Source organism: Nocardia sp. NPDC051833, assembly GCF_040681225.1.
Classification (GTDB): domain Bacteria; phylum Actinomycetota; class Actinomycetes; order Mycobacteriales; family Mycobacteriaceae; genus Nocardia.
In genome coordinates, this window is record NZ_JBFAYK010000002.1 from 919,521 (window position 1) to 942,153 (window position 22,633).

General features: G+C 72.2%; 21 protein-coding genes. 8 read left to right on the plus strand and 13 right to left on the minus strand.

Features of this window, described 5'->3' with window-relative positions; all coding sequences use genetic code 11:
- Position 1: 1 nt before the first annotated feature.
- The 7 genes from AB0L91_RS22440 to AB0L91_RS22470 all read right to left on the minus strand — a co-directional run bounded on the left by AB0L91_RS22440 (position 2) and on the right by AB0L91_RS22470 (position 9,799).
- Positions 2 to 1,291: a VWA domain-containing protein gene (locus AB0L91_RS22440; protein WP_365012840.1), complete on the minus strand. Its 1,290-nt coding sequence runs from the start codon at positions 1,289 to 1,291 to the stop codon at positions 2 to 4.
- On the minus strand, positions 1,288 to 2,304 hold the full coding sequence (locus tag AB0L91_RS22445) for a protein phosphatase 2C domain-containing protein (protein ID WP_365012843.1): 1,017 nt from the start codon (positions 2,302 to 2,304) through the stop codon (positions 1,288 to 1,290). Before AB0L91_RS22445 ends, AB0L91_RS22440 begins: the two co-directional genes overlap by 4 nt.
- Positions 2,301 to 4,709 (minus strand): tetratricopeptide repeat protein, encoded by a 2,409-nt coding sequence (locus tag AB0L91_RS22450; RefSeq protein ID WP_365012846.1) that lies wholly within the window; start codon positions 4,707 to 4,709, stop codon positions 2,301 to 2,303. Before AB0L91_RS22450 ends, AB0L91_RS22445 begins: the two co-directional genes overlap by 4 nt.
- Positions 4,706 to 5,875 carry a hypothetical protein gene (locus tag AB0L91_RS22455; protein ID WP_365012848.1) on the minus strand — a complete coding sequence of 390 codons (1,170 nt, stop codon included), beginning with the start codon at positions 5,873 to 5,875 and terminating at the stop codon, positions 4,706 to 4,708. The genes AB0L91_RS22450 and AB0L91_RS22455 overlap by 4 nt, the downstream gene beginning before the upstream one ends.
- Positions 5,872 to 6,846 carry a glutamate ABC transporter substrate-binding protein gene (locus AB0L91_RS22460; protein WP_365012851.1) on the minus strand — a complete coding sequence of 325 codons (975 nt, stop codon included), beginning with the start codon at positions 6,844 to 6,846 and terminating at the stop codon, positions 5,872 to 5,874. The genes AB0L91_RS22455 and AB0L91_RS22460 overlap by 4 nt, the downstream gene beginning before the upstream one ends.
- On the minus strand, positions 6,843 to 8,114 hold the full coding sequence (locus AB0L91_RS22465; RefSeq protein ID WP_365012852.1) for a hypothetical protein: 1,272 nt from the start codon (positions 8,112 to 8,114) through the stop codon (positions 6,843 to 6,845). Before AB0L91_RS22465 ends, AB0L91_RS22460 begins: the two co-directional genes overlap by 4 nt.
- Positions 8,115 to 8,299: 185 nt before the next feature.
- Positions 8,300 to 9,799: an NAD(P)/FAD-dependent oxidoreductase gene (locus AB0L91_RS22470; RefSeq protein WP_365012854.1), complete on the minus strand. Its 1,500-nt coding sequence runs from the start codon at positions 9,797 to 9,799 to the stop codon at positions 8,300 to 8,302.
- A gap of 213 nt (positions 9,800 to 10,012) precedes the next feature.
- On the opposite strand from AB0L91_RS22470, the gene AB0L91_RS22475 reads away from it, so the two are divergent.
- A complete protein-coding gene (locus tag AB0L91_RS22475; protein WP_365012856.1) occupies positions 10,013 to 11,167 on the plus strand; it encodes an LLM class flavin-dependent oxidoreductase in 1,155 nt (384 codons plus the stop codon).
- Positions 11,168 to 11,178: 11 nt separating this feature from the next.
- Here AB0L91_RS22475 and rox read toward each other — a convergent pair whose 3' ends face one another.
- Positions 11,179 to 12,603, minus strand: coding sequence for a rifampin monooxygenase (gene rox, locus AB0L91_RS22480; protein ID WP_365012859.1), 1,425 nt, complete (start codon positions 12,601 to 12,603; stop codon positions 11,179 to 11,181).
- A 470-nt stretch (positions 12,604 to 13,073) separates the two neighbouring features.
- Here rox and AB0L91_RS22485 point away from each other — a divergent pair, with 470 nt between their 5' ends.
- Together AB0L91_RS22485 and AB0L91_RS22490 are read left to right on the plus strand one after the other, a co-directional pair.
- A complete protein-coding gene (locus tag AB0L91_RS22485; protein ID WP_365012861.1) occupies positions 13,074 to 13,688 on the plus strand; it encodes an HAD hydrolase-like protein in 615 nt (204 codons plus the stop codon).
- A 73-nt stretch (positions 13,689 to 13,761) separates the two neighbouring features.
- A complete protein-coding gene (locus tag AB0L91_RS22490) occupies positions 13,762 to 14,352 on the plus strand; it encodes a class I SAM-dependent methyltransferase (protein ID WP_365012864.1) in 591 nt (196 codons plus the stop codon).
- Here the strand turns inward: AB0L91_RS22490 and AB0L91_RS22495 are convergent.
- The 3 genes from AB0L91_RS22495 to AB0L91_RS22505 are packed head-to-tail and all read right to left on the minus strand — an operon-like array spanning position 14,340 to position 16,968.
- Positions 14,340 to 15,083, minus strand: a complete 744-nt coding sequence (locus tag AB0L91_RS22495) for an SDR family oxidoreductase (protein ID WP_365012867.1) — start codon at positions 15,081 to 15,083, stop codon at positions 14,340 to 14,342. The genes AB0L91_RS22490 and AB0L91_RS22495 overlap by 13 nt on opposite strands.
- Complete coding sequence (locus tag AB0L91_RS22500) at positions 15,080 to 16,048, minus strand: alpha/beta fold hydrolase (protein ID WP_365012868.1); 969 nt, start codon at positions 16,046 to 16,048, stop codon at positions 15,080 to 15,082. Before AB0L91_RS22500 ends, AB0L91_RS22495 begins: the two co-directional genes overlap by 4 nt.
- Positions 16,045 to 16,968 carry a zinc-binding dehydrogenase gene (locus AB0L91_RS22505; protein ID WP_365012871.1) on the minus strand — a complete coding sequence of 308 codons (924 nt, stop codon included), beginning with the start codon at positions 16,966 to 16,968 and terminating at the stop codon, positions 16,045 to 16,047. The genes AB0L91_RS22500 and AB0L91_RS22505 overlap by 4 nt, the downstream gene beginning before the upstream one ends.
- 111 nt (positions 16,969 to 17,079) lie before the next feature.
- Between AB0L91_RS22505 and AB0L91_RS22510 the strand changes: the two genes are divergently transcribed.
- From AB0L91_RS22510 to AB0L91_RS22525, 4 genes are all read left to right on the plus strand, one after another.
- On the plus strand, positions 17,080 to 18,003 hold the full coding sequence (locus AB0L91_RS22510; RefSeq protein WP_365012874.1) for a LysR family transcriptional regulator: 924 nt from the start codon (positions 17,080 to 17,082) through the stop codon (positions 18,001 to 18,003).
- Between the two features lie 96 nt (positions 18,004 to 18,099).
- Complete coding sequence (locus tag AB0L91_RS22515) at positions 18,100 to 18,537, plus strand: DUF4247 domain-containing protein (RefSeq protein ID WP_357350232.1); 438 nt, start codon at positions 18,100 to 18,102, stop codon at positions 18,535 to 18,537.
- A gap of 30 nt (positions 18,538 to 18,567) precedes the next feature.
- The gene (locus tag AB0L91_RS22520) at positions 18,568 to 18,993 is read left to right on the plus strand and encodes a DUF350 domain-containing protein (RefSeq protein WP_365012877.1); all 426 of its coding nucleotides are present in this window, start codon (positions 18,568 to 18,570) and stop codon (positions 18,991 to 18,993) included.
- Positions 18,993 to 20,522, plus strand: coding sequence for a polyamine aminopropyltransferase (locus tag AB0L91_RS22525; RefSeq protein WP_365012880.1), 1,530 nt, complete (start codon positions 18,993 to 18,995; stop codon positions 20,520 to 20,522). The genes AB0L91_RS22520 and AB0L91_RS22525 overlap by 1 nt, the downstream gene beginning before the upstream one ends.
- Positions 20,523 to 20,525: 3 nt before the next feature.
- On the opposite strand, the gene AB0L91_RS22530 is transcribed toward AB0L91_RS22525, so the two are convergent.
- Together AB0L91_RS22530 and AB0L91_RS22535 are read right to left on the minus strand one after the other, a co-directional pair.
- Positions 20,526 to 20,774 carry a hypothetical protein gene (locus AB0L91_RS22530; RefSeq protein ID WP_365012882.1) on the minus strand — a complete coding sequence of 83 codons (249 nt, stop codon included), beginning with the start codon at positions 20,772 to 20,774 and terminating at the stop codon, positions 20,526 to 20,528.
- A 16-nt stretch (positions 20,775 to 20,790) separates the two neighbouring features.
- Entirely contained in the window at positions 20,791 to 21,852 is a 1,062-nt protein-coding gene (locus tag AB0L91_RS22535) for an NAD-dependent epimerase/dehydratase family protein (protein ID WP_365012884.1), read from the minus strand.
- A 123-nt stretch (positions 21,853 to 21,975) separates the two neighbouring features.
- On the opposite strand from AB0L91_RS22535, the gene AB0L91_RS22540 reads away from it, so the two are divergent.
- Positions 21,976 to 22,599 (plus strand): TetR/AcrR family transcriptional regulator, encoded by a 624-nt coding sequence (locus AB0L91_RS22540; protein ID WP_365012886.1) that lies wholly within the window; start codon positions 21,976 to 21,978, stop codon positions 22,597 to 22,599.
- Positions 22,600 to 22,633: the final 34 nt, after the last annotated feature.

Here is a 22,633-nt window from a genome sequence, read left to right on the forward strand (position 1 = left end):
GTCAGGCACCCTCCGGACGGACCCGCGCGGTCTTGGTCGAGCGGATGTCGAGCGCGAGTTCGTCGGCGGCGGCGACCTGGCCGCGCAGCTTGACGGTGCCGTCGCGGTCGTCGACCTCCACCACGCCGCGCAGCAGCTTGGCGGTGGACTCGTGCCCGGAGGCGGCGGCCAGTTCCACCGCGCGCCGCAGTTTCGCGGTCGCGGTGGTGAGGTCGCCGTTGCGGCGGGCGGCCAGGCCCTCCTGGACGGCCTGGGCCAGTTCGACCTGCCCGGTGTAGTGGGCGACGCGCGTGCTGATCCGGGTGGACAGGGTGGTGTCGGTGGTCCACACCGCGCGCACCAGCCCCTGGCCGAGCACCTCGTCACCGGCCAGCACACTCAGCCGCGCGGCCAGCTTCTCGCGGCCGGGCGCGGCCGGTTCCAGCTCGATCTGCACGTGATACTCGCGCTCTTCGGCGGCCCAGGACGAGAGCGGGTACTCCCCCACCTGCGGGCCGGTATCAATGCGGCGGGGAGTGAGGTCCTCGAGCACCGGCGCAACCTGTTTGACCATCCGCACCCGCGCGCCCGCCGGGGTCCACACCCGCAGGGTGAGCTCCGGGATGACCCGCGCCACCGAGGACCGCATCATCTTCGCGAAGTCGGCGGACAGGTCCTTCGGATCGGCCACCATGTCGGCGTCGCCGGACAGTTTCGAGGAGATCTTGTGCAGATCGGCGGCCATCCAGTCGTCGCCGACACCGCGGCAGTCGCAGACGAAAAGGCCTTCGGCGCGGTCGAGTTCGGTGGCCAGCTGCTCCGGTGTCTCGTGCTCGTTCTTGCCGTCGGTGAGCAGGATGGCGTGCGCCTGCGCGCCGGGATGCGCGGCGGCGACCTGGCGGGCCAGCGCGAGCCAGGACCCCATGGCGGTGCCGCCGTCGGGCCGCAGCTTGTCCAGTGCGCGCCGGGCGGCGCTGCGATGGGTGCGATCCGCCGGCGCCGACATGGTGCCGGTCGGGTAGATCATCCGGGCGGCCTCGGTGCCCTCGATGATGGCGAACGCGGTGCCGTCGGGGATCTCGTCGAGCGCGGTCCTGGTGGCGGTGCGCGCGTTCTCGAACTTGCGCTTGTTGCCCATCGACCCCGAACAGTCGATGATCAGGATCTCCAGCCGGGGCGGCGGGGTGGCGACGACGGCCAGTTCGGGGCCGGTGGCCACCGTGAGCACCGCGTCGACCACCCGCGTGCCCTCGGCGAGGAACTCGTTCTGGTCGACGGCGATCGAGATACCTGTGGTCTCGGCTGAGCTCATGACACTCCTGGATCGTGCGGTACGGCAGCGGGCGCGGGCACCGGGGCCAGCGCGACCGTGATGTTGTCGCTGCCGCCACTGTTCAGCGCGAAGTCGGCCAGCGCGCGGGCTGCGGCCTGCGGTGAGGTCTCGACGGTGAATCCGGCCAGGGCGACGGCATCCGGTAGGTAGTTCCACAGGCCGTCGCTGCACAGCAGCAGGGTGCCCGGTTCGGTGACCACCATGCTCTGCAGGCAGTGCGCCGACCAGGGCGCCTCGCCGCCGTCGGCACCGAGCCAGCGCAGCAGCGTGTGCGCGCGGGGGTCGTGCATGGCGGCCTCCTCGTCGAGGGCGCCCGCGTCGACGAGGGCCTGGGCCCAGGAGTCGTCGACGCTGAGCCTGCGCGAGGCGGTCGGGTCGCCCGCGGCCAGCCAGAAGGCCCGGCTGTCACCGACATTGGCGACGGTGATCTCGGTGCCCTCGGCGGTCGTGCGCACGATCGCCGAGACGTAGGTGCACGAGGGCGCGTACTCGCTGCTGCGCGACATCCCGCGCACCGCCGCGGTCGCGGTCGCCAGGCCCGCCATCACGCTGTCGCGCGCGGACCGGCCGTCGGCGAGGGCGGCCAGCGCGGCGTCGACGCCGGAGCGGGCCGCGGTGCCGGAGGCGGCCTGCGGGTCCTGCGAGGTGGAGACGCCGTCGCTGACCACGATCACCCGGGTGCCGTCGCCGTCGCGGACGGCAGCGGCGACGGCGTCCTCGTTGCGCGCGTGGCTGATTCCGCGGTCGGTGAGCAGATACACCGCGCCCAGATCGTCCTCGAAGCGGTCGGGCACCGGCTTCGGGCTGCCGCACTGCACGCAGAAGCCGCCCTCGTAGCGGCGTTCACCGCAGGTCGAGCACTGTGGCACCGCGGCCGGATCGTGCACCGGCAGTGCGACCTTGCGCACGCCGAGTTCCCGCCCGCACCCCTCGCAGAAGCGGTGCCCCGCCCTGGCCGACCCCGCGCAGTCCGGACACCCGGGCGCGCTCACAGCGTGGTCCTCGGCCGCACCGCGTTGGCCTGATCCACCAGCACGAACCGGGTCCACATGTCGTCGGCTTCCCGAGCCAATGTCCGCAAGCATCGTTCCAACCCCGTCCGCACTCCCTGCTCGGTGAATTCCACGTCCAACAGCTTGCCTGGCGCACTCGGCCGCTGTCCCGACCGGATCCAGTTCAGGGCCGCCTCCAGGACCCACATGCGCACACGCGCGGTCCGCGTCCGCGAGTCCAGGCTGAGTCGTTCGACCCGCTCGCCCGCCTCCCGCAGCAGCGCCTCGTCCAGTTCGGCGGGCGCGCGGTCGGCCAGCAGGGTCTCGACGGCGGAGACCCTGGCCTCGGTGAACATCGACGAGCTGCGGTCGACCTGGTCGAGCACCGCGACGGCGCCCGTCCGGTCCGCGCTCGCGCGCCGGAGCCGGGCCGCGCCGAAGGCGCCGGACAGATACGTGTGGTCGGTGCGCCACACCAGCTCGTAGAGCGCCAGCGCGCGATCATGCTGTGCCGCAACACCTTCGGTCCGTGCAGCGCCGAGTTCCAGCGCCGCCGCCAGTGCCAGTTTCGGTGCGGGCTCGCCGGGCAGCGCGGCGTAGACGGCCTCGAAGTCGGCGGCGGCCGTGGCGTACTCACCGGTCAGCAGCGCCGCCTGGGCGCGGTACCAGACCCGGCGCCAGTCGTATTCCAGGTCGATGTCCAGCGCGGCCAGGCGGGTCAGCGCGGCCTCGGCGTCACCTGCCTCGAGTTCGGCGCGGACCAGGCGCAGCGGAATCTCCACCGACTCACCGGATCCGGTGACCACGGCGCGCAGCCCGGCCGTCAACGCGGCCTCGAGTTCGGCGGGGGTGGCCGCGTCGGTGGTGGCCAGCAGGGCGGCGCCGCTGTCGGCGGGATCGACCAGCGGCGCGGGCAGGCCGGCGATCAGCGCGGCAGGCTCCGGGGTGGCGCTGTCGATGCCGAAGACCGCGCGGGCGGGACCGAACGAACTCGACATGCCGGGCCGCGGGACCCCGTCGCCGGTGGCCAGTACCTCACGCAGGACGCCGGTGAGCTGATCGGCCATCTCCGCCATCGATCCGAAGCGGGCCAGCGGGTCGTCGTCGGTGGCGCGCAGCAGGAATCGGTGCAGGGAATCGTGGCGGGCGAGCAGGGGTTCGGCCTCGGGTGACGGCAGCGGGCCGAGTTTGCCGTCGACGGAGGCGATCCGCATCATCAGCACGGCCAGCGTGCGGCCCGCGGTGTAGACCTCGGTGGCCACGGTGGGACCGGTCTCGGCGATCTCGGGCGCCTGGTAGCCGATGGTGCCGTAGATCGGGCTGGTGCGGTCGTCCATCGAGATGACGGCGCCGAGGTCGATCAGCTCGAGCCGTTCCTCGGTCTGCATCACGTTGTCGGGCTTGAAATCGCAGTAGGCCCAGCCACGCGCGTGCAGGTAGCCCAGCGCGGGCAGCATCTCCAGCACGTAGGCGATGGCCTGCGCGGGCGGCAGGTAGCGGTCGTGCTCGGTGCGGTAGGCGCGCAGGATCTGCTTGAGTGAGGTGCCACCGACATAGGCCATCACGATGTAGCCGACCGGATCGCCGTCGGCGTCGGCGTGTTCGGTGAAGTTGTGGATCTTGACGATGTTCGGGTGATCGACCTCGGCCAGGAAGCGCCGCTCGGCCACGGCCGCCGCGAGCGCGTCCGGGTCGCCGGTGTCGATCAGGCCCTTGAGCACCACCCAGCGCCGGTTGACGCGATGGTCGACGGCCAGATAGATCCAGCCCAGGCCGCCGTGCGCGAGCGCGCCCGCCACCTCGTACTGACCGCCGACGAGGTCGCCGGCGCGCAGGCGGGGCACGAAGGAATAGCGGGTGCCACAGTGCGGGCAGAACCCGGCGGTCCGGCCTGCCGCACCGTCGTGGCTGCGGCCGACGGGCTTGTCGCAGGTGCCGCAGTACCGGTCGGATTCGGGGACCTGCGGGTCGGCGAGCACCGCGGTGGCCGGGTCGACGCGTGGAATCGGCGGCACCTCGACCAGACCGGCGCCGAGCCTGCCGCGTGCGGCCGAGCGGGCCGACCCGGACCGGTGGGTCCGCACCGAGCGGCTCGAGGTGCGGCCACTGGCGCTCACCGTCGGCGCGGTCGGGCTGTACACCGGGGTCGCGGTGGGCGCGGTGCCGCAGGTGTCGCAGTACCCGTCGACGATCGTTCCACCGCACTCGGGTTCGGCGCACGCGCCCGGGGTGGCGGGTGGGGGCGTCGCGCCGTTGCGCGGCTGGGCCGTGGTGCGCGAGGACCGGCCCGCACCGGGCGACGGCACCGCGCTCGGCGGTGGCGCGCTCGCCACCGGGGCGGTGCCGCAGAGGGCGCAATAGCCGTCCTCGACGGCGCCGCCGCACCCCGGTTCACTACATGTCATGCTGTCCGCCCCGCTTTCTCCCCGATGATCGAACGATAGTCGGCGACCGCCCGGGTGACCGCGGCCAGATCGCAGGGCGTGCGGCCGAGCAGGCCCGCGGCGATGCGATCGGCGGCGAGGACGTCGCGGTCCTCGCTCACCCCGAGCCGGGACGCCTTGGCCCGGTAGGCCGTCAACCGGCCGCGTAGTTCGGCGCGCCGGTCCAACAGCCCGCGCGCCAATTCCTGTCGCCGCGTCGCGGTGTCGACGGCCTCGGTGGTGCGCGCCCGCAGCGCGAGCAGATGCTCGACCGTCGGTCTGGTCGGCGCGCCGAGGCTGTCGAGCGCGGCGAGCAGTCGCGCGGCCGGTTCCCCGCCGCCGGGGAGTTCGCCCGTCGCGACCTTGCGCGCGGCGTCGGCGGCGGTCTCGTCGGCCGCGCGTTGCAGCGCGTCGAGATCGGCGAGCCCGGCCCGCAGTCGCGCGACCGCGCCGGGCAGGTCGGCGGCGACCGCGAGATACTCGGCGTGCCGGGCGGATTCGGTCTCGATCAGCGCGGTCAGCGAGGCGAGCGCGGCGGTGATCTCGCCCTGCCGGAACCCCAGTGGGTCGGTGCCCGCGCGGCTCAGCATCCGCGCCAGGGGTTCGGCGGCCGCGTCGAGCGCGCCGTGCGCCTGCTCGACCCGCTGCTGAAGCGGAGCGACCGCGCCGAGCACCTGCCGGTCGACGGCCGCCACCTCCTCGGCGAAGGGCGCGACGAACGCGAAGGCGGCGCGCATCCGGTCCAGCGAATCGGCGATGCCGACCGTCACAAGGGTCTCGGCGGGACCGGTGAGTCCACGCTGCGCCAACGGGATCGGGATCCGGGCGACCTCGTGCGGACGGCCGCGCAGCAGTTCGGTGAGGCGACCGCGAGCGCGGTCGTCGATCCGGCCGCGACCGCCACGGACCGTCTCGGCCTCGGACAAAATCGCGCGCACCCGGCCGAGGTCCTCCCAGAGCCGGCCGAGCGCCTCCTCCACCGGCGCCCAGCGGCGCGCGGTCTCCCCCGTCGGCGGATACCGGCGCACCAGGGTCAGTCCGGGATGCCGGTCCAGTTCCAGCAGGGTCGTGCTCACCTGGGCCAATTCCGCGGTGCGCGCGGCCAGTTCCCGATCGATCTCGGCGAGACCGAGCAGCGGCCAGGTCATCCGACGTACCGGGGCACCGGCGGGCCCGGCGACGGCCCGAGCACCCCCAGATGCTGCTGGTAGATCCGCTGCCAGGTGCCGTCGGCGCGGGCCCGGTCGAGCACGCCGTTGACGAACCGGACCAGATCGCCGCTGCCCAAGGGCACGCCGACCGCGTAGGCGCCGGTGCCGATCTCGTCGCCGACCATTTCCAGGTTGCGGTCCTGGGCGACCAGTCCGGCCAGGATCGGCTCGTCACCGCTGATCGCGTCGACGGTGCCCTGCTGCAGGGCGACCAGGCAGTCGGTCCAGTTGGTCACGCCGAGCACGGCGGGCGGCGTGGGCAGCGCGAACAGCGGCGCGGCCGCGGTGGTGCCCTTGGTGACGCACACCCGCTTGCCCGCGAGCCCGGACGCGGTGGTGATGCCCGAGCCCTTCGGGGCCGCGATGCGTTGCGCCGCACGGTAGTACACGCTGGAGAAGTCGACGTCGCGGCGCCGTTCGCAGGTGGCGGAGAAGGTGCGCACGATCATGTCGACCTTCTTCTCCTGCAGCAGCGGGATCCGGTCGGCCGCGGCGACGGAGCGCAGTTCGATCTTGTCCGGGTCACCGAACAGATCGCGGGCGATCTCCCTGGCCAGATCGATGTCGAAGCCTTCCAGCCGTCCGGTGGACGGGTTGCGGAAGCCGAACATGTAGGTGTTCTGGTCGACGCCGACGCGCAGCCTGCCGTTGGCGACGATCGCGGCCATCGACGAACCGGCGGGCATCGCGCCGGGACGCGGTTGCGCCGTCGGCGCCAAAGTCGCCTCGGTGTCACAGGATCCGGTGCCCTCCGCGGCGGGGGCCGCGGTGATGGCCTCCGCGCCGGGGATCGGCGGGGCGACGGCGGTGGCCGGAATGGTCGACGGTGCCGGGGCGTCGCCGCAGCCGGCGACCAGGACGGCCACCGCGGCCAGGACCACGGCCAGGAGAGGACGCCGGGTGCTCACAGGAACTCCTTCAGTCGGGGCCACAGGCCGGTGACCACCGCGCCCGCCGCGGCCAGCAGCAGGAGCAGCGTGCCGAACGGGCTGAGCGTGAAGGTGGTTCCCGCGGCGTCGACGCCGTCGCGCAGGTCGGTGCGGGCCTGGGCCAGCGCGTCGCGCAGTTCGCGGTCGAGCCGGGCGAAGCTGGTGGCCGAGCTGTCGGGACCGGTACCGATGGCCTGGGTGACGGCGCCCGCGTAGTCGGCCTTCTCGTAGGCGGTGCGCTGGGCGTTGTGGCCGGCGTTCCAATTGGTCAGTGCCCGAGCGGCTTCCGAGTCGCCCGCACCGGCCGCGGTGAGCCGCTGTTCGAGGTCGCGGGTGTGGGTGTGGAAGGCGTTCTCCGGCGCGGTGATGTCGCCCCGGGTGATCAGGGCGAGCGTCTCGTCGGTCCGGGCCTGCTGGGCCAGGATGCGCGCACTCGCCAGGTTCTCCACCCGCGCGCCCGCCCCGGAGTCGCCGGTCTCGAGCAGGTGCGCGGCGGTCAGGGTGGCCCCGGCCGACCACACCAGCGCCAACAGCGCGGCCGCGGCGGCCAGGGCCACCCCGGGGTTCACCAGCCGGTTGGTGCGGCGCAGCAACAGCACCGAACCGGCGCCGCAGGCGGCGAGCACCAGCAGCAGGAGCACGATCGAGGTCAGCGGCAGCGCGCCGATGCGGTGCTGGTCCTCGCGGACGGCGGCGAAGCGGGCCTGGTTGAGCTGTTCGGCGTTGGGCAGCAACGAGGTCTGCATGAGGTCGGAGGCCTGCCGCAGATACGCCGAGCCGACCGGGAAGCCCTGGCGGTTGTTGGCCCGCGCGGTCTCCACCAGGCCGGTGTAGGTCGGCAGGTCGGCGGCGATGCGGGCCACGATCGCCCTGGTCTGGGCGTCGGTGGCGCCCGAGGTCGCTTCCGCCAGTGCGGCAGCGGCTTCGGCGAGCGCCTGCTCGTAGGTGTCGCGCACCTGGGGCGATTCGACACCGCCGGACAGGAACGCCGTCGCCGCACCGGCATCGGCGGCCGAGAGCGAGACGTAGAGGCTCTGCGCCGCGAAGGCCAGCGGCTCGGTGCGGTCGAGCACCTGCTCGGTGCGGCCGATCTTGGCGTCGAGCTGCTGTCCCACTGTCGATCCGGCGATCAGGCAGGCCACCGTGGTGACCACGAGGACCGCGCCGATCACACCCGGTGTCGTCGCGGCGAAACGCCGCACCCACATCCCCGCGTCTCGGATGGTCGCCGGTAGGCGAGATCCCACACCGTCCTCCTTCGTCTCCCCGGGCGGTGTCTTCGATCGCGATAGTACGGGAGGCGCTGGACATTCGCCCGGGCGACCGAAACCCGCTGCGCGCGAGCGGATCGGGCATCGATCACCGTGACGAAAGAACGGGGTCCGTCACCGTGAAGTGACGGACCCCGTTCGGGTTCGGGTGGTGCCGGAACTCAGGCGCCGACGGCCTGCTCGCCCGGCGCGACGGTCGTGCCGATCTTGCTGAACCGCAGGACACCGTCCTCGATCGGCGCCTTGTGCATCAGCGTGCGGTCGCGGTAGTAGTTGTTGACCAGCTTCCAGGCGCCGCGGGCACCCTGCCGCGGCATCGCGTCGTTGCCGCGCTGGATGTAGCCCGAGGTCAGGGCGCCACCCATCAGCGACTCGTCGGCGATGTCCTCGGGGTTGGCGTGCACCTCGTAGGTGGTGTAGCCGCGGTCGCGCATGATGTTCAGCACGCGGCACAGGTACGCGGCGGCGAGGTCGGCCTTGAGCGTCCACGACGCGTTGGTGTAGCCGATGATCATCAGGAAGTTCGGGATGTCGGAGTACAGCACGCTCTTGTAGGCGACCGTCTCGTTGAACTTCACCGGCACGCTGTCGATGGACATCGTGATGCCGCCGAGCATCTGCACGTTCAGGCCGGTGGCGGTGACGATGATGTCGGCCTCGAGCTCCTGGCCCGACTCGGTCCGGATGCCCTTCTCGGTGAAGGTGGCGATGCGGTCGGTGACGATGTCGGCCTTGCCGCTCTTGAGCACCTTGAACAAGTCACCGTTGGGCACCACGCACAGGCGCTGGTCCCACGGGTTGTAGCTCGGGGTGAAGTGGCGCAGGTCCACGTTCTTGCCGACCTGCAGGCGCACCTGGGCCAGCATCAGCTTCTTGGCCAGCTCGGGGTTGGTGCGGGAGAGCTGGAAGCTGGCCCGCTGCAGGGCGATATTGCGGGCGCGGCCGATCTTGTAGGCGATCTGGTCGGGCACCCGGGACTTCTTGAGGCCGATGGCGACCGGGTCGTCCGAGGGCAGCGCCTGGATCCAGGTGGGCGAGCGCTGCAGCATGGTGACGTGCGCGGCCTTGTCGGCCATCGACGGGATCAGCGTGATCGCGGTGGCACCGGAACCGATGACGACGACCTTCTTGCCGGTGTAGTCCAGGTCCTCGGGCCAGTGCTGCGGGTGCACGATCCGGCCCTGGAAGTCGTCCTGGCCGGGGAAGGTGGGCTGGTAGCCCTCGTCGTAGTTGTAGTAGCCGCTGGCGCCGACGAGGAAGTTGGCGGTCCAGGTCTCGGTCTCGCCGGTGGCCTCGATCAGGGCGGTGACGGTCCACAGCGCGGCGGCGCGGTCGAAGTCGGCGGTGACGACCTTGCGACCGAAGGTGATGTGGTCGGTGACGCCGTATTCCTTCGCGGTGTCCTCGACGTACTGGCGGATGCTGGCGCCGTCGGCGAGCACCTTGGTGCCCATCCACGGGCGGAAACCGAAACCGAAGGTCAGCATGTCCGAGTCGGAGCGGATGCCGGGGTACTTGAACAGGTCCCAGGTGCCGCCGATGTTCTCGCGGCGCTCCAGGATCGCGTAGCTGCGTCCGGTCTGCTCGCGGGTGAGGTGACAAGCCGTGCCGATTCCGGACAGGCCCGCGCCGATGATCAGTACGTCGACATGCCGCGTCATTGAGGAAACTCGTTTCGTAGGGTCGTCGCCGCCCGGGCACCGTCGCCCGAGCCTCCGCCGAGGTTACGTGTTTCGCATGGTTACGTCTAGTTCGGTCGGGCCACGTCATGGCGTGTCGGGGGTTGCGCGCACGGTGATCCGAATCCGTGACGCCGTCGCCTTCGCCGGTCAGAGTCGAGGACGGATTCCCCTCCCTACGACGAAAAGGCGGACATGACCGAGCGCGGACTGTCGTTCCACTGGTTCCTGCCCACATACGGCGATTCGCGCGGGCTGGTCGCCGGCGGACACGGCAGCTTCATGTCCGGTGATCGCCCGGCCACCCTGCGCTACCTCAACCAGCTCACCGCGGCGGCCGAGGACAACGGTTTCGAGGGCGTGCTGACCCCCACCGGCGCCTGGTGCGAGGACGCCTGGCTGACCACCGCCATGCTGGTGCAGACCAGCGAGACGCTCAAGTTCCTGGTGGCGTTGCGCCCCGGCCTGATCAGCCCCACGCTGGCGGCACAGATGTCGGCGACCTTCCAGCGCCACTCCGGCGGCAGGCTGCTGCTCAATGTCGTCACCGGTGGCGAGCCGCGCGAACAGCAGGCCTACGGCGACTTCCTGGACAAGGCCCAGCGCTACGCCCGCACCGGCGAGTTCCTGCACATCGTGCGCGAGCTGTGGGAGTCGACCGAGCCGATCAGCTTCACCGGTGAGCATCTGCGGGTGCGCGACGCGCTGCTCAGTGCCAGGCCCGACCCGATTCCGCCGGTCTTCTTCGGCGGCTCCTCCGGCCCGGCGGGCCCGATCGCGGCGCGCTATGCCGACACCTACCTGACCTGGGGTGAGCCGCTGGACGCGGTGGCGAAGAAGCTGGACTGGATCCGTGGGCTGGCCGCGATCGAGGGCCGCACCGTCGACTTCGGTCTGCGCATCCACGTGATCAGCCGCGACACCGCCGCCGAGGCGTGGGCCGAGGCCGACCGGCTGCTGGCGGGCATCGCGCCGGGTGAGATCGAGCGGGTGCAGGCGAGCCTGGCCAACAGCGAGTCCGAGGGCCAGCGCCTGATGGCGCAGCTGCACAACGGGCGCACCGACGGCCTGGAGATCGCGCCCAACCTGTGGGCCGGGGTCGGGCTGGTCCGCGGCGGCGCGGGCACGGCCCTGGTCGGGTCGCACGCGGAGGTGGCCGAGCGGCTGCTCGAGTACGCGGCGCTCGGGATCGACCACTTCATCCTGTCCGGGTATCCGCACCTGGAGGAGGCGTACTGGTTCGGCGAGGGTGTGCTGCCGATCCTGGAGCGCAAGGGGGTCTGGCGGCATCCGTCGCGGCCCGCCGCGGTGCCGGTGGTGGCGCCGTTCACCGCGGCGGCCAGCAGCTGAGGCGGGCGCGGTCAGCGCGCCGCGCCGAACCAGCGGGGCAGGTGGACCAGCAGGTCGTGCTGGTCCACCCCCGCCCAGGCGACGTGGCCGTCGGGGCGCAGCAGCACCGCGGGGACGTCTAGTTCCGCGCTGACCTCCACCACATGGTCGACCCGGTCGGCCCAGCCCGCCACCGACAGCCGACCGGTCTGATCGAGCAGCACCCCGCGCCCGGCATGCATGCGGTCGTAGAGGCGCCCGTCCGTCAGCGCGATGTCGCGCAGCCGCCTGCCGAGGAGCTCGTGCCCGTCGCCGAAGTCGTAGCGGATCCCGATCGCGACGACCTTCTCGATCAGGTACCGGTTCACCTCCTCGAACTCCATCAGCTCCGCCAGCAGCCTGCGCACCGCCTGCGCGCCCGGGTCGAGCGAGACCAGCGCCATCTGCGCACGGGTGTTGTCCAGGACGTCGGCGGCCACCGGACGCCGTTCGGCCTGGTAGCTGTCGAGCAGGCCCGCCGGCGCCCAGCCCGCGACCGCCGCGGCCAGTTTCCAGCCCAGGTTGACCGCGTCCTGCAGACCCAGATTCAGGCCCTGACCACCCAGCGGTGGATGGATGTGCGCGGCGTCGCCCGCCAGCAGGACCCGGCCGACGCGATAGCTCTCGGCCAGCCGGGTGGCGTCACCGAAGCGCGACAGCCAGCGCGGCGCGTGCGCGCCGAGGTCGGTGCCCGCGGTGGCCACCAGCTGCTCTCGCAGTTCCTCGAACGACGGCGGGACGGTCCGGTCCGCGGCGACACCGGCCGCGGGCACGACGACGCGGTACATGCCGGCACCGAGCGGCATGGCGCCGAAGCGCAGCTGTGTCTTGCGCACCTCGGCGTTCACCGCGGCCAGCGTCTCCGGGGACGCGGTCAGCCGCAGCTCGCCCAGCAGGGTGTCGACCCGGCTGGGTTCGCCGGGAAAGGCGACGCCGAGCAGCTTGCGCACGGTGCTGCGGCCCCCGTCGCAGCCGACGAGGTAGCGCGAGCGCAGCCGCGTGCCGTCGGCCAGCTCGACATCGACGCCGTCCTCGTCCTGCGTCAGCCCGACCACCTCGGCACCGCGCCGGAGCTCCGCACCGAGGGCCAGCGCGTGCTCGGTCAGCAGGCGCTCGGTGACCGGCTGCGGGATGCCGAGCACGTACGGGTGGGTGGTGTCGAGGCCGGTGGGCTGGGGTTTCACGATCCCGGCGAAGAAGCCGCCGAGCGGGTGCGTCGTCCCGACGGCGAGGAATCGGTCCAGCAGGCCGCGCTGCCCCAGAATCTCGAGACTGCGAGCGTGCAAGCCCATCGCCCGCACCACCGGGGTCGGCGCCGGATCCCGGTCCAGCACCAGCGTCCGGACGCCGTGCAACCGCAGCTCGCCCGCCAGCATCACCCCGGTCGGTCCGCCGCCCGCGACGATCACGTCGATCATCAATGCCCCTTGTTTTCGCTGGTCATGGCTTCGGCAGGCGATTGTGCAGGAGGACGGGGGTCTTGCCGCAAGCCCCGGGGTGGGTTATAAATTGAGTGTGGCAAGGGGTGGTTTTCCCTCCTTGCCATTGGTTTGTCCGCACCCCGGATATCTCCCCGGAGCCGTGTGCATCGCCCCCAGCCACCCTCGGCCACGGCACGGTCGTGCCTTCACGATGGCAGTCGATGCATCTTTGCGGCCACTGCTGGTGACCGCTGATTCCTCCTCTTGACACCGCCGAATATGCTCGGGACCGCACCGGCTCTCGGTCACCACGAAACCGCCATACTTCTTGCACTGCCTGCGGTGATACACGCAGTGCATCGCACAATCGCACTCCCCCAAGCATTTTCGGCAGTGAGTGCACGCGCCGTTCCACGTGAATCAGCCCGTCAGCGCGGGATTCGACCGGATCCCGATACGCTCGGCTCGTGACCCTCACCGTCGGTTTCGATCTGGACATGACCCTCATCGATTCGCGTCCCGGCGTCGCCGTCGCGATCGACACCCTGGCGCGGGAATTCGACCTGCCGATGGTGGGCAGCCACTTCGCCGACCACCTCGGACCGCCGCTGGCCACCTTGCTCGCCGACGCGGGCGCGCCCGACGATCTGATCCCCCACCTGGTCACCCGGTTCCGCGCGCTCTACCCCGACGTCGTCCCGCACATCCCCGCCTTGCCCGGCGCGACGGTCGCGCTCGACGCCGTGCGCGCCGGTGGCGGCCGGACGCTGGTCGTCACCGGTAAGTACGAGCCGAACGCGCGGCTGCACCTGGACCACCTCGGCTGGGAGGTCGACCGCCTCGCCGGTGATCTCTGGTCCACCGCCAAGGCCGAGGTCCTGCGTGCCGAGTCCGCGGCGGTCTTCGTCGGCGACCACGCCGGTGACATGCGCGGCGCGAAGGCGGCCGACGTCCTGGCCGTCGGCGTGACGACGGGTCCGTACGACGCCGACGGCTTGCGGGCCGCCGGCGCCGACGTCGTCCTCGACGACCTCACCCAGTTCCCCGGCTGGCTGGCCGGTTTCGCGGCCGGTCGCGGCTAGGTCACCGAAACCGCCTGCGCGCGGCGGGGTTTCCCGGCCGGAACCCCCGCGTGATCCCGGCCGTTGTCGTGACATGTCGACCGACCCCTACTGGAATCACAACACGCAGTACCACCCCTGGATCCTCGATCAGGTCCCGGCCCACGCCCGCACCGCGCTCGACATCGGGTGCGGCGACGGCCTGCTCGCCCGCAAACTCGCCACCCGCTGCGACGCCGTCCTCGGCGTCGACATCGACGACGAGGTCATCGCCACCGCGCCCGCCGCCCCCAACGTGCACCTGGAACAGGCCGACTTCCGCGATCTCGACGACACCTTCGACATGGTCACCGCCGTCGCCACCCTGCACCATGTTCCCGTCCGCGACGGCGTCGCAGCCCTGCGTCACCTCGTCGCCCCGGGCGGCACCCTCGCGGTGGTCGGCCTCTGGAAGATGCACCCCCTCACCGATATCCACTACCTCCCGCTGCTGCCCGCGATCCGCGGCCTGGACTGGTGGCGCCGTGGCTCGCTGGGCGGCCCGAACGCCACGGTCCGCGACCCGCGGGAAACGCTGGCCGAGATCCGTGCGGTGACCGGTGAACTGCTACCGGGCGCGCAGATCCGCCGGCGCCTGATGTGGCGCTACACCCTGGTCTGGCGCAGGCCCGGTCAGCCCGGATAGGCCGCCACCAGGCCGCCGTCGACGATGATGTCCTGCCCGGTGACATAGGACGCCTCGGCCGATCCGAGGAAGGCGACCAGGGCGGCGACCTCCTCGGCCGTGCCGAACCGGCCCGCCACCACCCGGCCCGCCGCCACGGCCGCGAAGTCCTCGGTCATCGCGGCCGCGGACATGGGGGTATCGATATAGCCGGGGCTGATCGAATTCACCCGGATCCCGCGCGGACCGAGTTCGGTGGCCAGGGTGCGGGCCAGGTTGTGCACGGCGGCCTTGGTCGCGGCGTAGAGGGTGAGCGCGCTGTCGCCGCGGTGCAGGGTCCACGACGCGTTGAGCACGACCGACCCGCCCGCGGCCAGCAGCGGCAGCGTCTTCTGGATGGTGAAGAAGACGCCTTTGAGGTTCACCGCGACCGCGTGGTCGAACACCTCCTCGGTGATCTCGGGAAACGGCGCGAAGGTGCCTGCGCCCGCGTTGGCGAAGACCAGATCGAGCCGCCCGAAGCGGGCCGTGAGCGTGTCGGTCAGCGCGTCCAGTGCGTCGAGATCGGCCGTGTCGGCGGCGATTCCGGTGGCCCGCGGTCCCAGGTCGGCGGCCGCGGCGCGCACCCGGTCCTCGGTGCGGCCGGTGACGATCACCTGGGCGCCTTCGGCGATCAGCCTGCGCGCAGTGGCCAGGCCCATGCCGCTGGTGCCGCCGGTGACGAGGGCGACGCGGTCGGTGTAGCGGTTCATGCGAGTCCTTCGGTGAGATGGTCGGCTACGGTGTGCAGCCAGGCCGACCGGTGGTTGCCGACGAGGTGGTCACCGCCGGGAATGCGGAGGTAGCGGCCCTGCGGTGCGGCGTTGGCCAGGGCGGCGCCGTCGGTGACGCCGGGGATCGCGTCGTCGGTACCGTCGACCACCAGCAGCGGGCAGCGCACGCGCGGTGCCAGGTCGGTGAGGTCGACGGTCGCGGCGAAAGCCGCGGCGGCGGTTCGCGATCCGGCCCGGCGGGTCATCAGGTCGCGAACGGGGTCGGGCAGGTGCCGCCAGTCCAGTCGGTAGGGTCCGCTCACGGTGGCGGCCACGACGATGCGTGGGTCGCGGGCCGCGGCCGCCGCGACATAGAAGCCGCCGAGGCTGAGACCGACGACGCCGACCCGTGCGACACCCAGCGTGTCGATCGCCGCGGCGACGACCGCCGGGTAGTCCAGGTCCAGCGTCGAGGTGGCGACAGCGGCCCCCTGCGCGGGACCGTCCAGGGCGAGAACCCGGAGGCCGCGGGCCACGAGCGCGTCGGCGAGGACATGGAATTCGTCCTTGCTGGAATCGAGGCCGGGCACCACGATCACCGTGCCGACGGCGGCGGCGGGACCGCGCAGGATGCCCGTGAAACCGGGGCCGCTACACCGCCGGGTGGTCGGATCCAGCAGGGAGTAGCCCTGTTCGGCGGCCGCATCCGCGGCCGCCGCGGCGTCCGCGTATCCGTCGTCGGGCACCAGCGTGGCCAGGTGCGACCAGCGGGCCGCCAGGAGCAGGTGGTGGCCGCGCGTGATCGCCGAGCCGGGGATGTTCCGGTGACTGTCGGCGGCCGCCACACAGGTGGGCGCCCAGTCGGCGGGCGTGCCGATATCGGCGCAGACCCGCCGGTAGTCGTGCGGATCGATGCCCGCCGCGGTGGCCCGGCTGAACAGGGCGTCGACCAGTTCGGCGCTCATCGGCCCGCGCTCGTGGTCAGGACGGCCTTGCCGCGCACCCGGCGCTCCCGCAGGTCGACGAGCACGCGCGCGGTCTCCGACCAGTCGGCGACCACGCCGATCTCGGGATGCAACCGCCCCTCGGCGACCAGCCGCACCAGGGTGGCGAGATCGCGTCCGTAGGGTCCGCCCGCGTAATGGAAGTGGCGGATCGTCGCGTTCTCCGGCCCGGCGAAGAAGTCGAAGAAGTTCAGCGTGACCGGGGTCCGACTGGCCTGACCGAACCAGATCAGGGTGCCACCGGGCCGTAGCAGCGCCAGGCTCGCGGCCGTCGCGGCACCGCCGATCGACTCGAGCACGAGGTCGAACGGGCCTGCCGCGGCGGCGATCTCGTGCACCACCCGGGTCGCGCCGAGCGTGGACAGGCGCTCGCCCCGTTCGGGCGTCGCGGTGAGGACGGTGACGTCGGCGCCCGCGGCGGCGGCCAGCTCGGTGACGTAGTGGCCCACCCCGCCGGAGGCCCCGGTCAGCAGGATGCGCGCACCCGCCACCGGGCCCGCCGCCCGTAGCAACCGCAGGGCGGTAGTCCCGGCCAGCGGCAGGGCGGCCGCCGTCACCACGTCGAGCGCGTCGGGCAGCACGGCGAGCGCGTCGGTGGGCACCGCCACGTAGTCGGCCCAGCCGCCGAGCGCCGGATGGCCGACCACCCGGGTCCCCATCGACGGACCCGAGCCGTCGGCCGCCGCCTGCACGACCAGTCCCGCGATGTCCTTGCCCGGCAACAGCTCCGGGCGCGGATCCTCCAGCAGGAACGTCTCGCCCCGGTTCGGGGCGAAGGCCGCGACGCGCACCAGCGCCTCGTCGGGCCGCGGCACGGGTTCGGCCGCCTCGGTGAACGCGACCGGCCGCTGCGGGTCGCCTGTCGGAATCAAACGCTGCATGACCCCAGCGAACCGCCGCCCCGCACCGACCGGCCAACAACCCGGTGACGCTCCCGACAACGATCGGTTGTCGCCGCTGGCAGTACGGCTCTCCGGCTAGGGTGGACGACTGTGGATCTGGATCTCGCGACGGTGCGCGCGTTCGTGTTCGTCGCCGAGGAACGGCATTTCGGGCACGCCGCGGCGGCGCTCGGGCTGAGTCAGCAGGCGCTGTCCAAACGGGTGGCGCGGCTGGAATCGACCCTCGGCGTGCGACTGCTGGACCGCGACCATCAGGGCGTGCGGCTCACCGAGGACGGCGCCCGCTTCCTGCCGGGCGCGCAGGACACCCTCGACGCCAACGATCGGGCCGTCGCCGCGCTGTTCGACGAGCAGCGTCCCGTGCGCGTGGACGTGTGGGGCCACCTCTACGCACCGCTGCGCACGCTCGCCGGGCTCGCCACCGCACCGGGCTCGCCACCGCTGGAACCCGGGCACGGTCGTGACCTACCCGCCGTCGCCGCCGCGCTCGCGCACGGCGATATCGACGCGGGATTCGGCCGGGTCCATCCCCCGCTGCCGCCCGGCCTGACCCATCGGCTGATCCGCCTCGAACCGGTCGACGTCTTGCTCGGCGCGGACCATCCGCTGGCCGCCGCGCCCGAACTGCGTCCAGACCAGCTGCGCGACAGCGTCCTGCACACGCCGGCGGCCCTGGACCGCCTCGATTTCCTGGCCCGCTTCGCCGAGCGTTTTCAGATCGGCGAACACCGCGCCACCCCGAATCTCGGCCTGGCCCCGCTGCTGTCCGCGCTCGCCGCCGATCCCCGCGGCTTCGTGCTGCTGCCCGCCGACGTCGAGACGCCCGAGGTCCCCGGTGTCCGCGCGATCCCGCTGGTGGAGCCGACACCGCTCTACGCGTGGTCGCTGATCTGGCGCACCGGCCCCGCATCGCCGCAGGTGGACGCCCTGCTCGCCGCCCTGGTGCGGACGGCGGGCGAACGCCGCTGGCTGGAATACGATCCGGCCCGCGACTGGCTTCCCGCCGCCGACTGACCAGCGCGCGACGGGCGCAACGGTTTTCGATGCGCCCGTGCCGGGTGATACAGTCCGCCCAGTTTTTGTACGGGGAGGGTTTCGCACAGCGTGACGATGAATCGCACCAGATGGATCGTGGCGGGGGTCTGCGCCGTGGTCGTCGCCATCGTCGCCGTGATCGTGGTGGTCGTGGTGACCAGGGACGAGAATCCGCGCGAGTTCGTGGCCGAGCGCTATCAGCGGGCCCGCCAGCTCGATCAGGTCAACGACGGCATCGCCTTCACCGCGGCCGCCGCGCCCGCCGCCGTTGCCGCGGCCATCGCCAAGGCCACCGACCCCCGCGATCGCCGCAATACCGGCGACAACCACTACCTGCGCTTCGACAAGGACCTGGTCGCGGTGTCGCCGCACGCGGGCGGTTCGCTGGTGCTGGTCGACAGCCTCGCCAACGGCACCCGCCGCCATCACACGCACACCAGCACCTACGGATGGAACAGCGGTTCCGCGGCGGGCGACTTCCGCGGCGGCGGCAGCGACCAGGGCGGCAAGTAGTACATCGTCACACAGCACAGGAGGACACACATGCTCGCCGACCTGGCGGCGGACGCGGGTGCCGCGCTCGCCTACTCCGCGGTGGGAATCGTGTTGATGGCCGTCGGTTTCGGCGTCGTCGACCTGCTCACCCCCGGTGATCTGCGCGCCCAGATCTGGCTAGAGCGCAACCGCAACGCCGCGACGCTGCTCGCGTCGAACCTGTTCGGCGTGGGGATCATCGTGGCCACCGCCATCTGGACCTCCGAGGGCAAGATCCTGCAGGCACTGCTGGCGAGCGCGATCTACGGGGTGATCGGCCTGGCCGCGATGGCCCTGGCGTTCGTACTGCTCGACGCGCTCACCCCGGGCGCCTTCCGGGCCGTCGTCGCCGATCCGGAACCGCATCCGGCGGTGTGGGTCACGGCGTCGGCGCATGTCGCGGTCGCGCTGGTGGTGGCCGCGGGCCTGACCTGATGCCGGTGCACCGCCTGGCCAGGGCGGCGCTGCTGGCGACCGTGTTCGTCTGCGCGGCCTGCGGTCTGGTGTACGAGCTGTCGCTGGTCACCCTCGGCAGTTATCTGATCGGTGACACCGCGGCGCAGGCGTCGATCACGTTGAGCGTGATGGTGTGCGCGATGGGTGTGGGCGCGCTGGCCGCGAAACCGCTGCGCCGCCAGGCCGCGGCCGCGTTCGTTGCGGTCGAACTGGCGCTGGCCGTGATCGGCGGGCTGTCGGTGGCGGCGCTGTACGCCAGCTACGCCTGGCTCAATGTCTACACCGGGACTCTGGTGCTGGCGGCGGCGGTGATCGGCATGCTGATCGGCGCCGAGATCCCGCTGCTGATGGAGTTGCTCCAGCAGATCCGCAGGCAGGAGGCCAGCGGCGCGGTCGCGGACCTGTTCGCCGCGGATTACGTCGGCGCGCTGCTGGGCGGGCTGGCCTTCCCGTTCCTGCTGCTGCCGGTGTTCGGGCAGATCCGCGGCAGTCTCGTGGTCGGCGTGGTGAACGCCGCCGCCGGACTGGCGTTGGCGTTCTTCTTCTTTCGCGCGCAGATGACCCGCACGGCCCGGCGCGTGCTGGTCGTCGCGACCGTCGTCGTCGCGGGCGGGCTCACGAGCACCTATCTCTACGCCGACCGGTTCGAGGCCACCGCCCAGCAGGCGCTGTTCGCGCATCCGATCGTGTGGCAGACCCGCACGCCGTATCAGCAGATCGTGCTCACCGAGTCGTTCTCGCCGTTCGGCACCACCGACACCCGGCTCTATCTCAACGGCGGACTGCAGTTCTCCTCGGTCGACGAGTACCGGTACCACGAGGCGCTGGTGCATCCGGTGCTGGCGGGCGCGCACCGCTCGGTGCTGGTGCTCGGTGGTGGGGACGGCCTGGCGCTGCGGGAGATCCTGCGGTACCCCGATGTCGCCGAGGTGACGCTGGTCGAGCTCGATCCGGCGATGATCGAGCTCGCCCGCGCCGACGAGCGCCTCACCACGCTCAACCAGCGTTCCTTCGACGACCCCCGGGTGCGGGTGGTCACCGCCGACGCGTTCACCTGGTTACGCGGTGCCCCCGGTCTTTTCGACGCGGTGATCGTCGACCTGCCCGACCCGGATCAGACCTCGGTCGCGAAGCTGTACTCGCAGGAGTTCTACGCGATGACCGCGAACGTGCTGGCACCCGGCGCCCGGCTGGTGGTGCAGTCCGGGTCGCCGTTCTTCGCCCCGCGCTCGTTCTGGACCATCGACGCCACCCTCCGCGCGGCCGGGCTGCGCACCACGCCGTACCACGTGGACGTCCCGAGCTTCGGCGATTGGGGCTTCGTCCTCGCCGCCGTCGGCGCAACCCCGGCCCCGGCCCTGCGCTCCCCCGGCCCGCTGCGCTCCCTCGACGACAACACCCTCACCGCCGCCACCGTGTTCCCGCCGGACCGCCGGGCGGTCGACCCGCAGGTGTCGACCCTCATGCGCCCGGTGATCCTGGATCTCCAGCGCCAGGAATGGCGCTGACCCTCAGGCCGTTCCGGAACAGGCCAGGTGGGTGCCGACCACGGCGAGTCCCAGGCCGGCCACCGCCGCCGACAGCGCGGGCAGGGGTTCCCGCACCACGCGCGTCGCCGTGCGCCGTGCCGCGGCGGTCACGCGCTCGACGCGCTGTCGCACCGGCATCCGCTCGGTGGACCGTGCGTCACCTGGCGCGCGACCACGCAGACTCCGGCGGAGGACACCGACGAGGGTGAGGACGAGGGCGGTGATCAGCATCGTCTTCTCCTCCCGCTCACCGGGTTCCGGCCGGTGCGGCGGTTGCCGCCCGGCGCGCACCGGGCGCGGTGACGATGCCGAAGGCGATCAGGCTGTCGGCGGTGTCGCGGATGGTGTCCTCGATCGGGCGCATGGTCCAGCCCAGTTCGCGCCGGGCCTTGTCGGCGCTGACGTTCTCGGTGCGGCCGAGCACCGGGATGGTCAGCGCGACGCTCTTGTCGAACACCGCGACCAGCCGCACCAGCCAGTTCGGCAGCACCCGGGTCGGCACCCGGAAGCCCTCCGGGGCGAATTGCCGGTCGAGAATCGCGGCCAGCTCGCCCATCCACAGCGGCTCGTCCGCGCAGATGTACCGGTTGCCCACCGCCGCGGGCACTTCCATCGCCAGCCGATGCGCGACGGCCAGGTCGCGCACGTCGACCGGGGTCCAGCCGGTGCGCACCGAGCCCGGCACATCGCGGGTGAGCAGCCGGCGGATCGGTTCGTGCGAGGTGCTGGTCGTCGCGTCGAGCAGCGGGCCGAGCACCATGCCGGGATTCACGGAGACGAGTTCGAGTCCGCCGTCGAGTGATGCGACATAGTCCCAGGCGGCGCGCTCGGCGAGGGTCTTGCTCTTCTGATACGCCGGAACCCGCTCGACCACCGACCAGTCGGCCTCGGTCCGGACGGCATCGGTGTCGTGCCCGTAGGCCACCGCGGCGACCGACGAGGTGAGGACCACGCGCCGCACGCCCGCGGCCGCGGCGGCGCGCAGCACCCGCAGGGTGCCGTCGACGGCGGGGCCGATCAGCGCCTGCTCGTCGTCCGGCGGCGCGGACGGGAACGGCGAGGCGACGTGCAGCACGGTGTCGCAGTCCGCCACCGCCTCGGCCCAGCCCGCGTCGTCGTCCAGGGTGGCGGCGACGAACTCGAGATCACCGCCGGTGCGGCGGGCGAGGTCGGTCAGGTGCGCGCGGCGGGCGTGCGCGTCGAGGTCACGCACGGTGCCGCGGACGGCGTAGCCGTGCTCGAGCAGTTCGGCGATGCAGTGGCCGGCCACGAAACCTGTCGCGCCGGTGACCAATACCCGAGTGGTCATGGTGTTCATCCTTCGTCCTTCGGGGGGCACCCGCCCATCTGAGCGGTGCTCAAATAATCTAAACACTGCATAGATTTCCTGTCCAGTGCCGATTCCCGTGAGCGTCTCGCTTACGCTCGGAGGGTGAAGCGCACCCGTTACCACCACGGCGACCTGCGGGCCACGCTGATGGACGCCTGCCTGCGCCTGATCGAGAGCGAGGGCCTGGCCGCGGTCAGCCTGCGTCGCGTCGCCCGCGAGGCCGGGGTCAGCAGCGGCGCGCCGTACCACCACTTCGCCGACCGCGCCGCGCTGCTGTCGGCCCTGTCGGTGGACGGCTTCGAGCGGCTCGCCGCCGACCTCACCGCGACCAAGGCCGCGGCGAGCTCCCCGCTCGACGCGCTCACCGCGCTCGCCGAGGCCTACGTGCGGTTCTCCCGCGACCACCCGGCGCAGTTCCGGCTGATGTTCCGGCCCGAACTGTCCCAGCCCGAGAAACACCCCGACGCGGGCGACGCGGGCGACACCGCCTTCCACGTCCTGGCCGACACGATCGACGAGGCCGTCGCGGCGGGTGTGCTGCCCGCCGACCGCGCCGAGACCCTCACCGTCGCCTGGTGGGGCCTGGCCCACGGCCTGGCCTCGCTGTGGCTGGACGGGCACCTGGTCAAGCGCAGCGAGCAGATGGGCACCACCGCGCCCGTCCTCGTCGACACCATCATGCGTGCCTTCGCCGACCTCGTCGCCGCCCACTCCACCGGCGCCTGACGCGCCATCGCGTATTCCCCCGGCCGAGCCCGCG

Bases quoted from the DNA above. Each gene is read 5' to 3' on its own strand.
- AB0L91_RS22440 (WP_365012840.1), bottom strand. From the start codon at position 1,291: ATGAGCTCAGCCGAGACCACAGGTATCTCGATCGCCGTCGACCAGAAC.
- AB0L91_RS22450 (WP_365012846.1), bottom strand. From the start codon at position 4,709: ATGACATGTAGTGAACCGGGGTGCGGCGGCGCCGTCGAGGACGGCTAT.
- AB0L91_RS22455 (WP_365012848.1), bottom strand. From the start codon at position 5,875: ATGACCTGGCCGCTGCTCGGTCTCGCCGAGATCGATCGGGAACTGGCC.
- AB0L91_RS22470 (WP_365012854.1), bottom strand. From the start codon at position 9,799: ATGACGCGGCATGTCGACGTACTGATCATCGGCGCGGGCCTGTCCGGA.
- AB0L91_RS22475 (WP_365012856.1), top strand. From the start codon at position 10,013: ATGACCGAGCGCGGACTGTCGTTCCACTGGTTCCTGCCCACATACGGC.
- rox (WP_365012859.1), bottom strand. From the start codon at position 12,603: ATGATCGACGTGATCGTCGCGGGCGGCGGACCGACCGGGGTGATGCTG.
- AB0L91_RS22490 (WP_365012864.1), top strand. From the start codon at position 13,762: ATGTCGACCGACCCCTACTGGAATCACAACACGCAGTACCACCCCTGG.
- AB0L91_RS22495 (WP_365012867.1), bottom strand. From the start codon at position 15,083: ATGAACCGCTACACCGACCGCGTCGCCCTCGTCACCGGCGGCACCAGC.
- AB0L91_RS22500 (WP_365012868.1), bottom strand. From the start codon at position 16,048: ATGAGCGCCGAACTGGTCGACGCCCTGTTCAGCCGGGCCACCGCGGCG.
- AB0L91_RS22505 (WP_365012871.1), bottom strand. From the start codon at position 16,968: ATGCAGCGTTTGATTCCGACAGGCGACCCGCAGCGGCCGGTCGCGTTC.
- AB0L91_RS22515 (WP_357350232.1), top strand. From the start codon at position 18,100: ATGAATCGCACCAGATGGATCGTGGCGGGGGTCTGCGCCGTGGTCGTC.
- AB0L91_RS22520 (WP_365012877.1), top strand. From the start codon at position 18,568: ATGCTCGCCGACCTGGCGGCGGACGCGGGTGCCGCGCTCGCCTACTCC.
- AB0L91_RS22525 (WP_365012880.1), top strand. From the start codon at position 18,993: ATGCCGGTGCACCGCCTGGCCAGGGCGGCGCTGCTGGCGACCGTGTTC.
- AB0L91_RS22530 (WP_365012882.1), bottom strand. From the start codon at position 20,774: ATGCTGATCACCGCCCTCGTCCTCACCCTCGTCGGTGTCCTCCGCCGG.
- AB0L91_RS22535 (WP_365012884.1), bottom strand. From the start codon at position 21,852: ATGACCACTCGGGTATTGGTCACCGGCGCGACAGGTTTCGTGGCCGGC.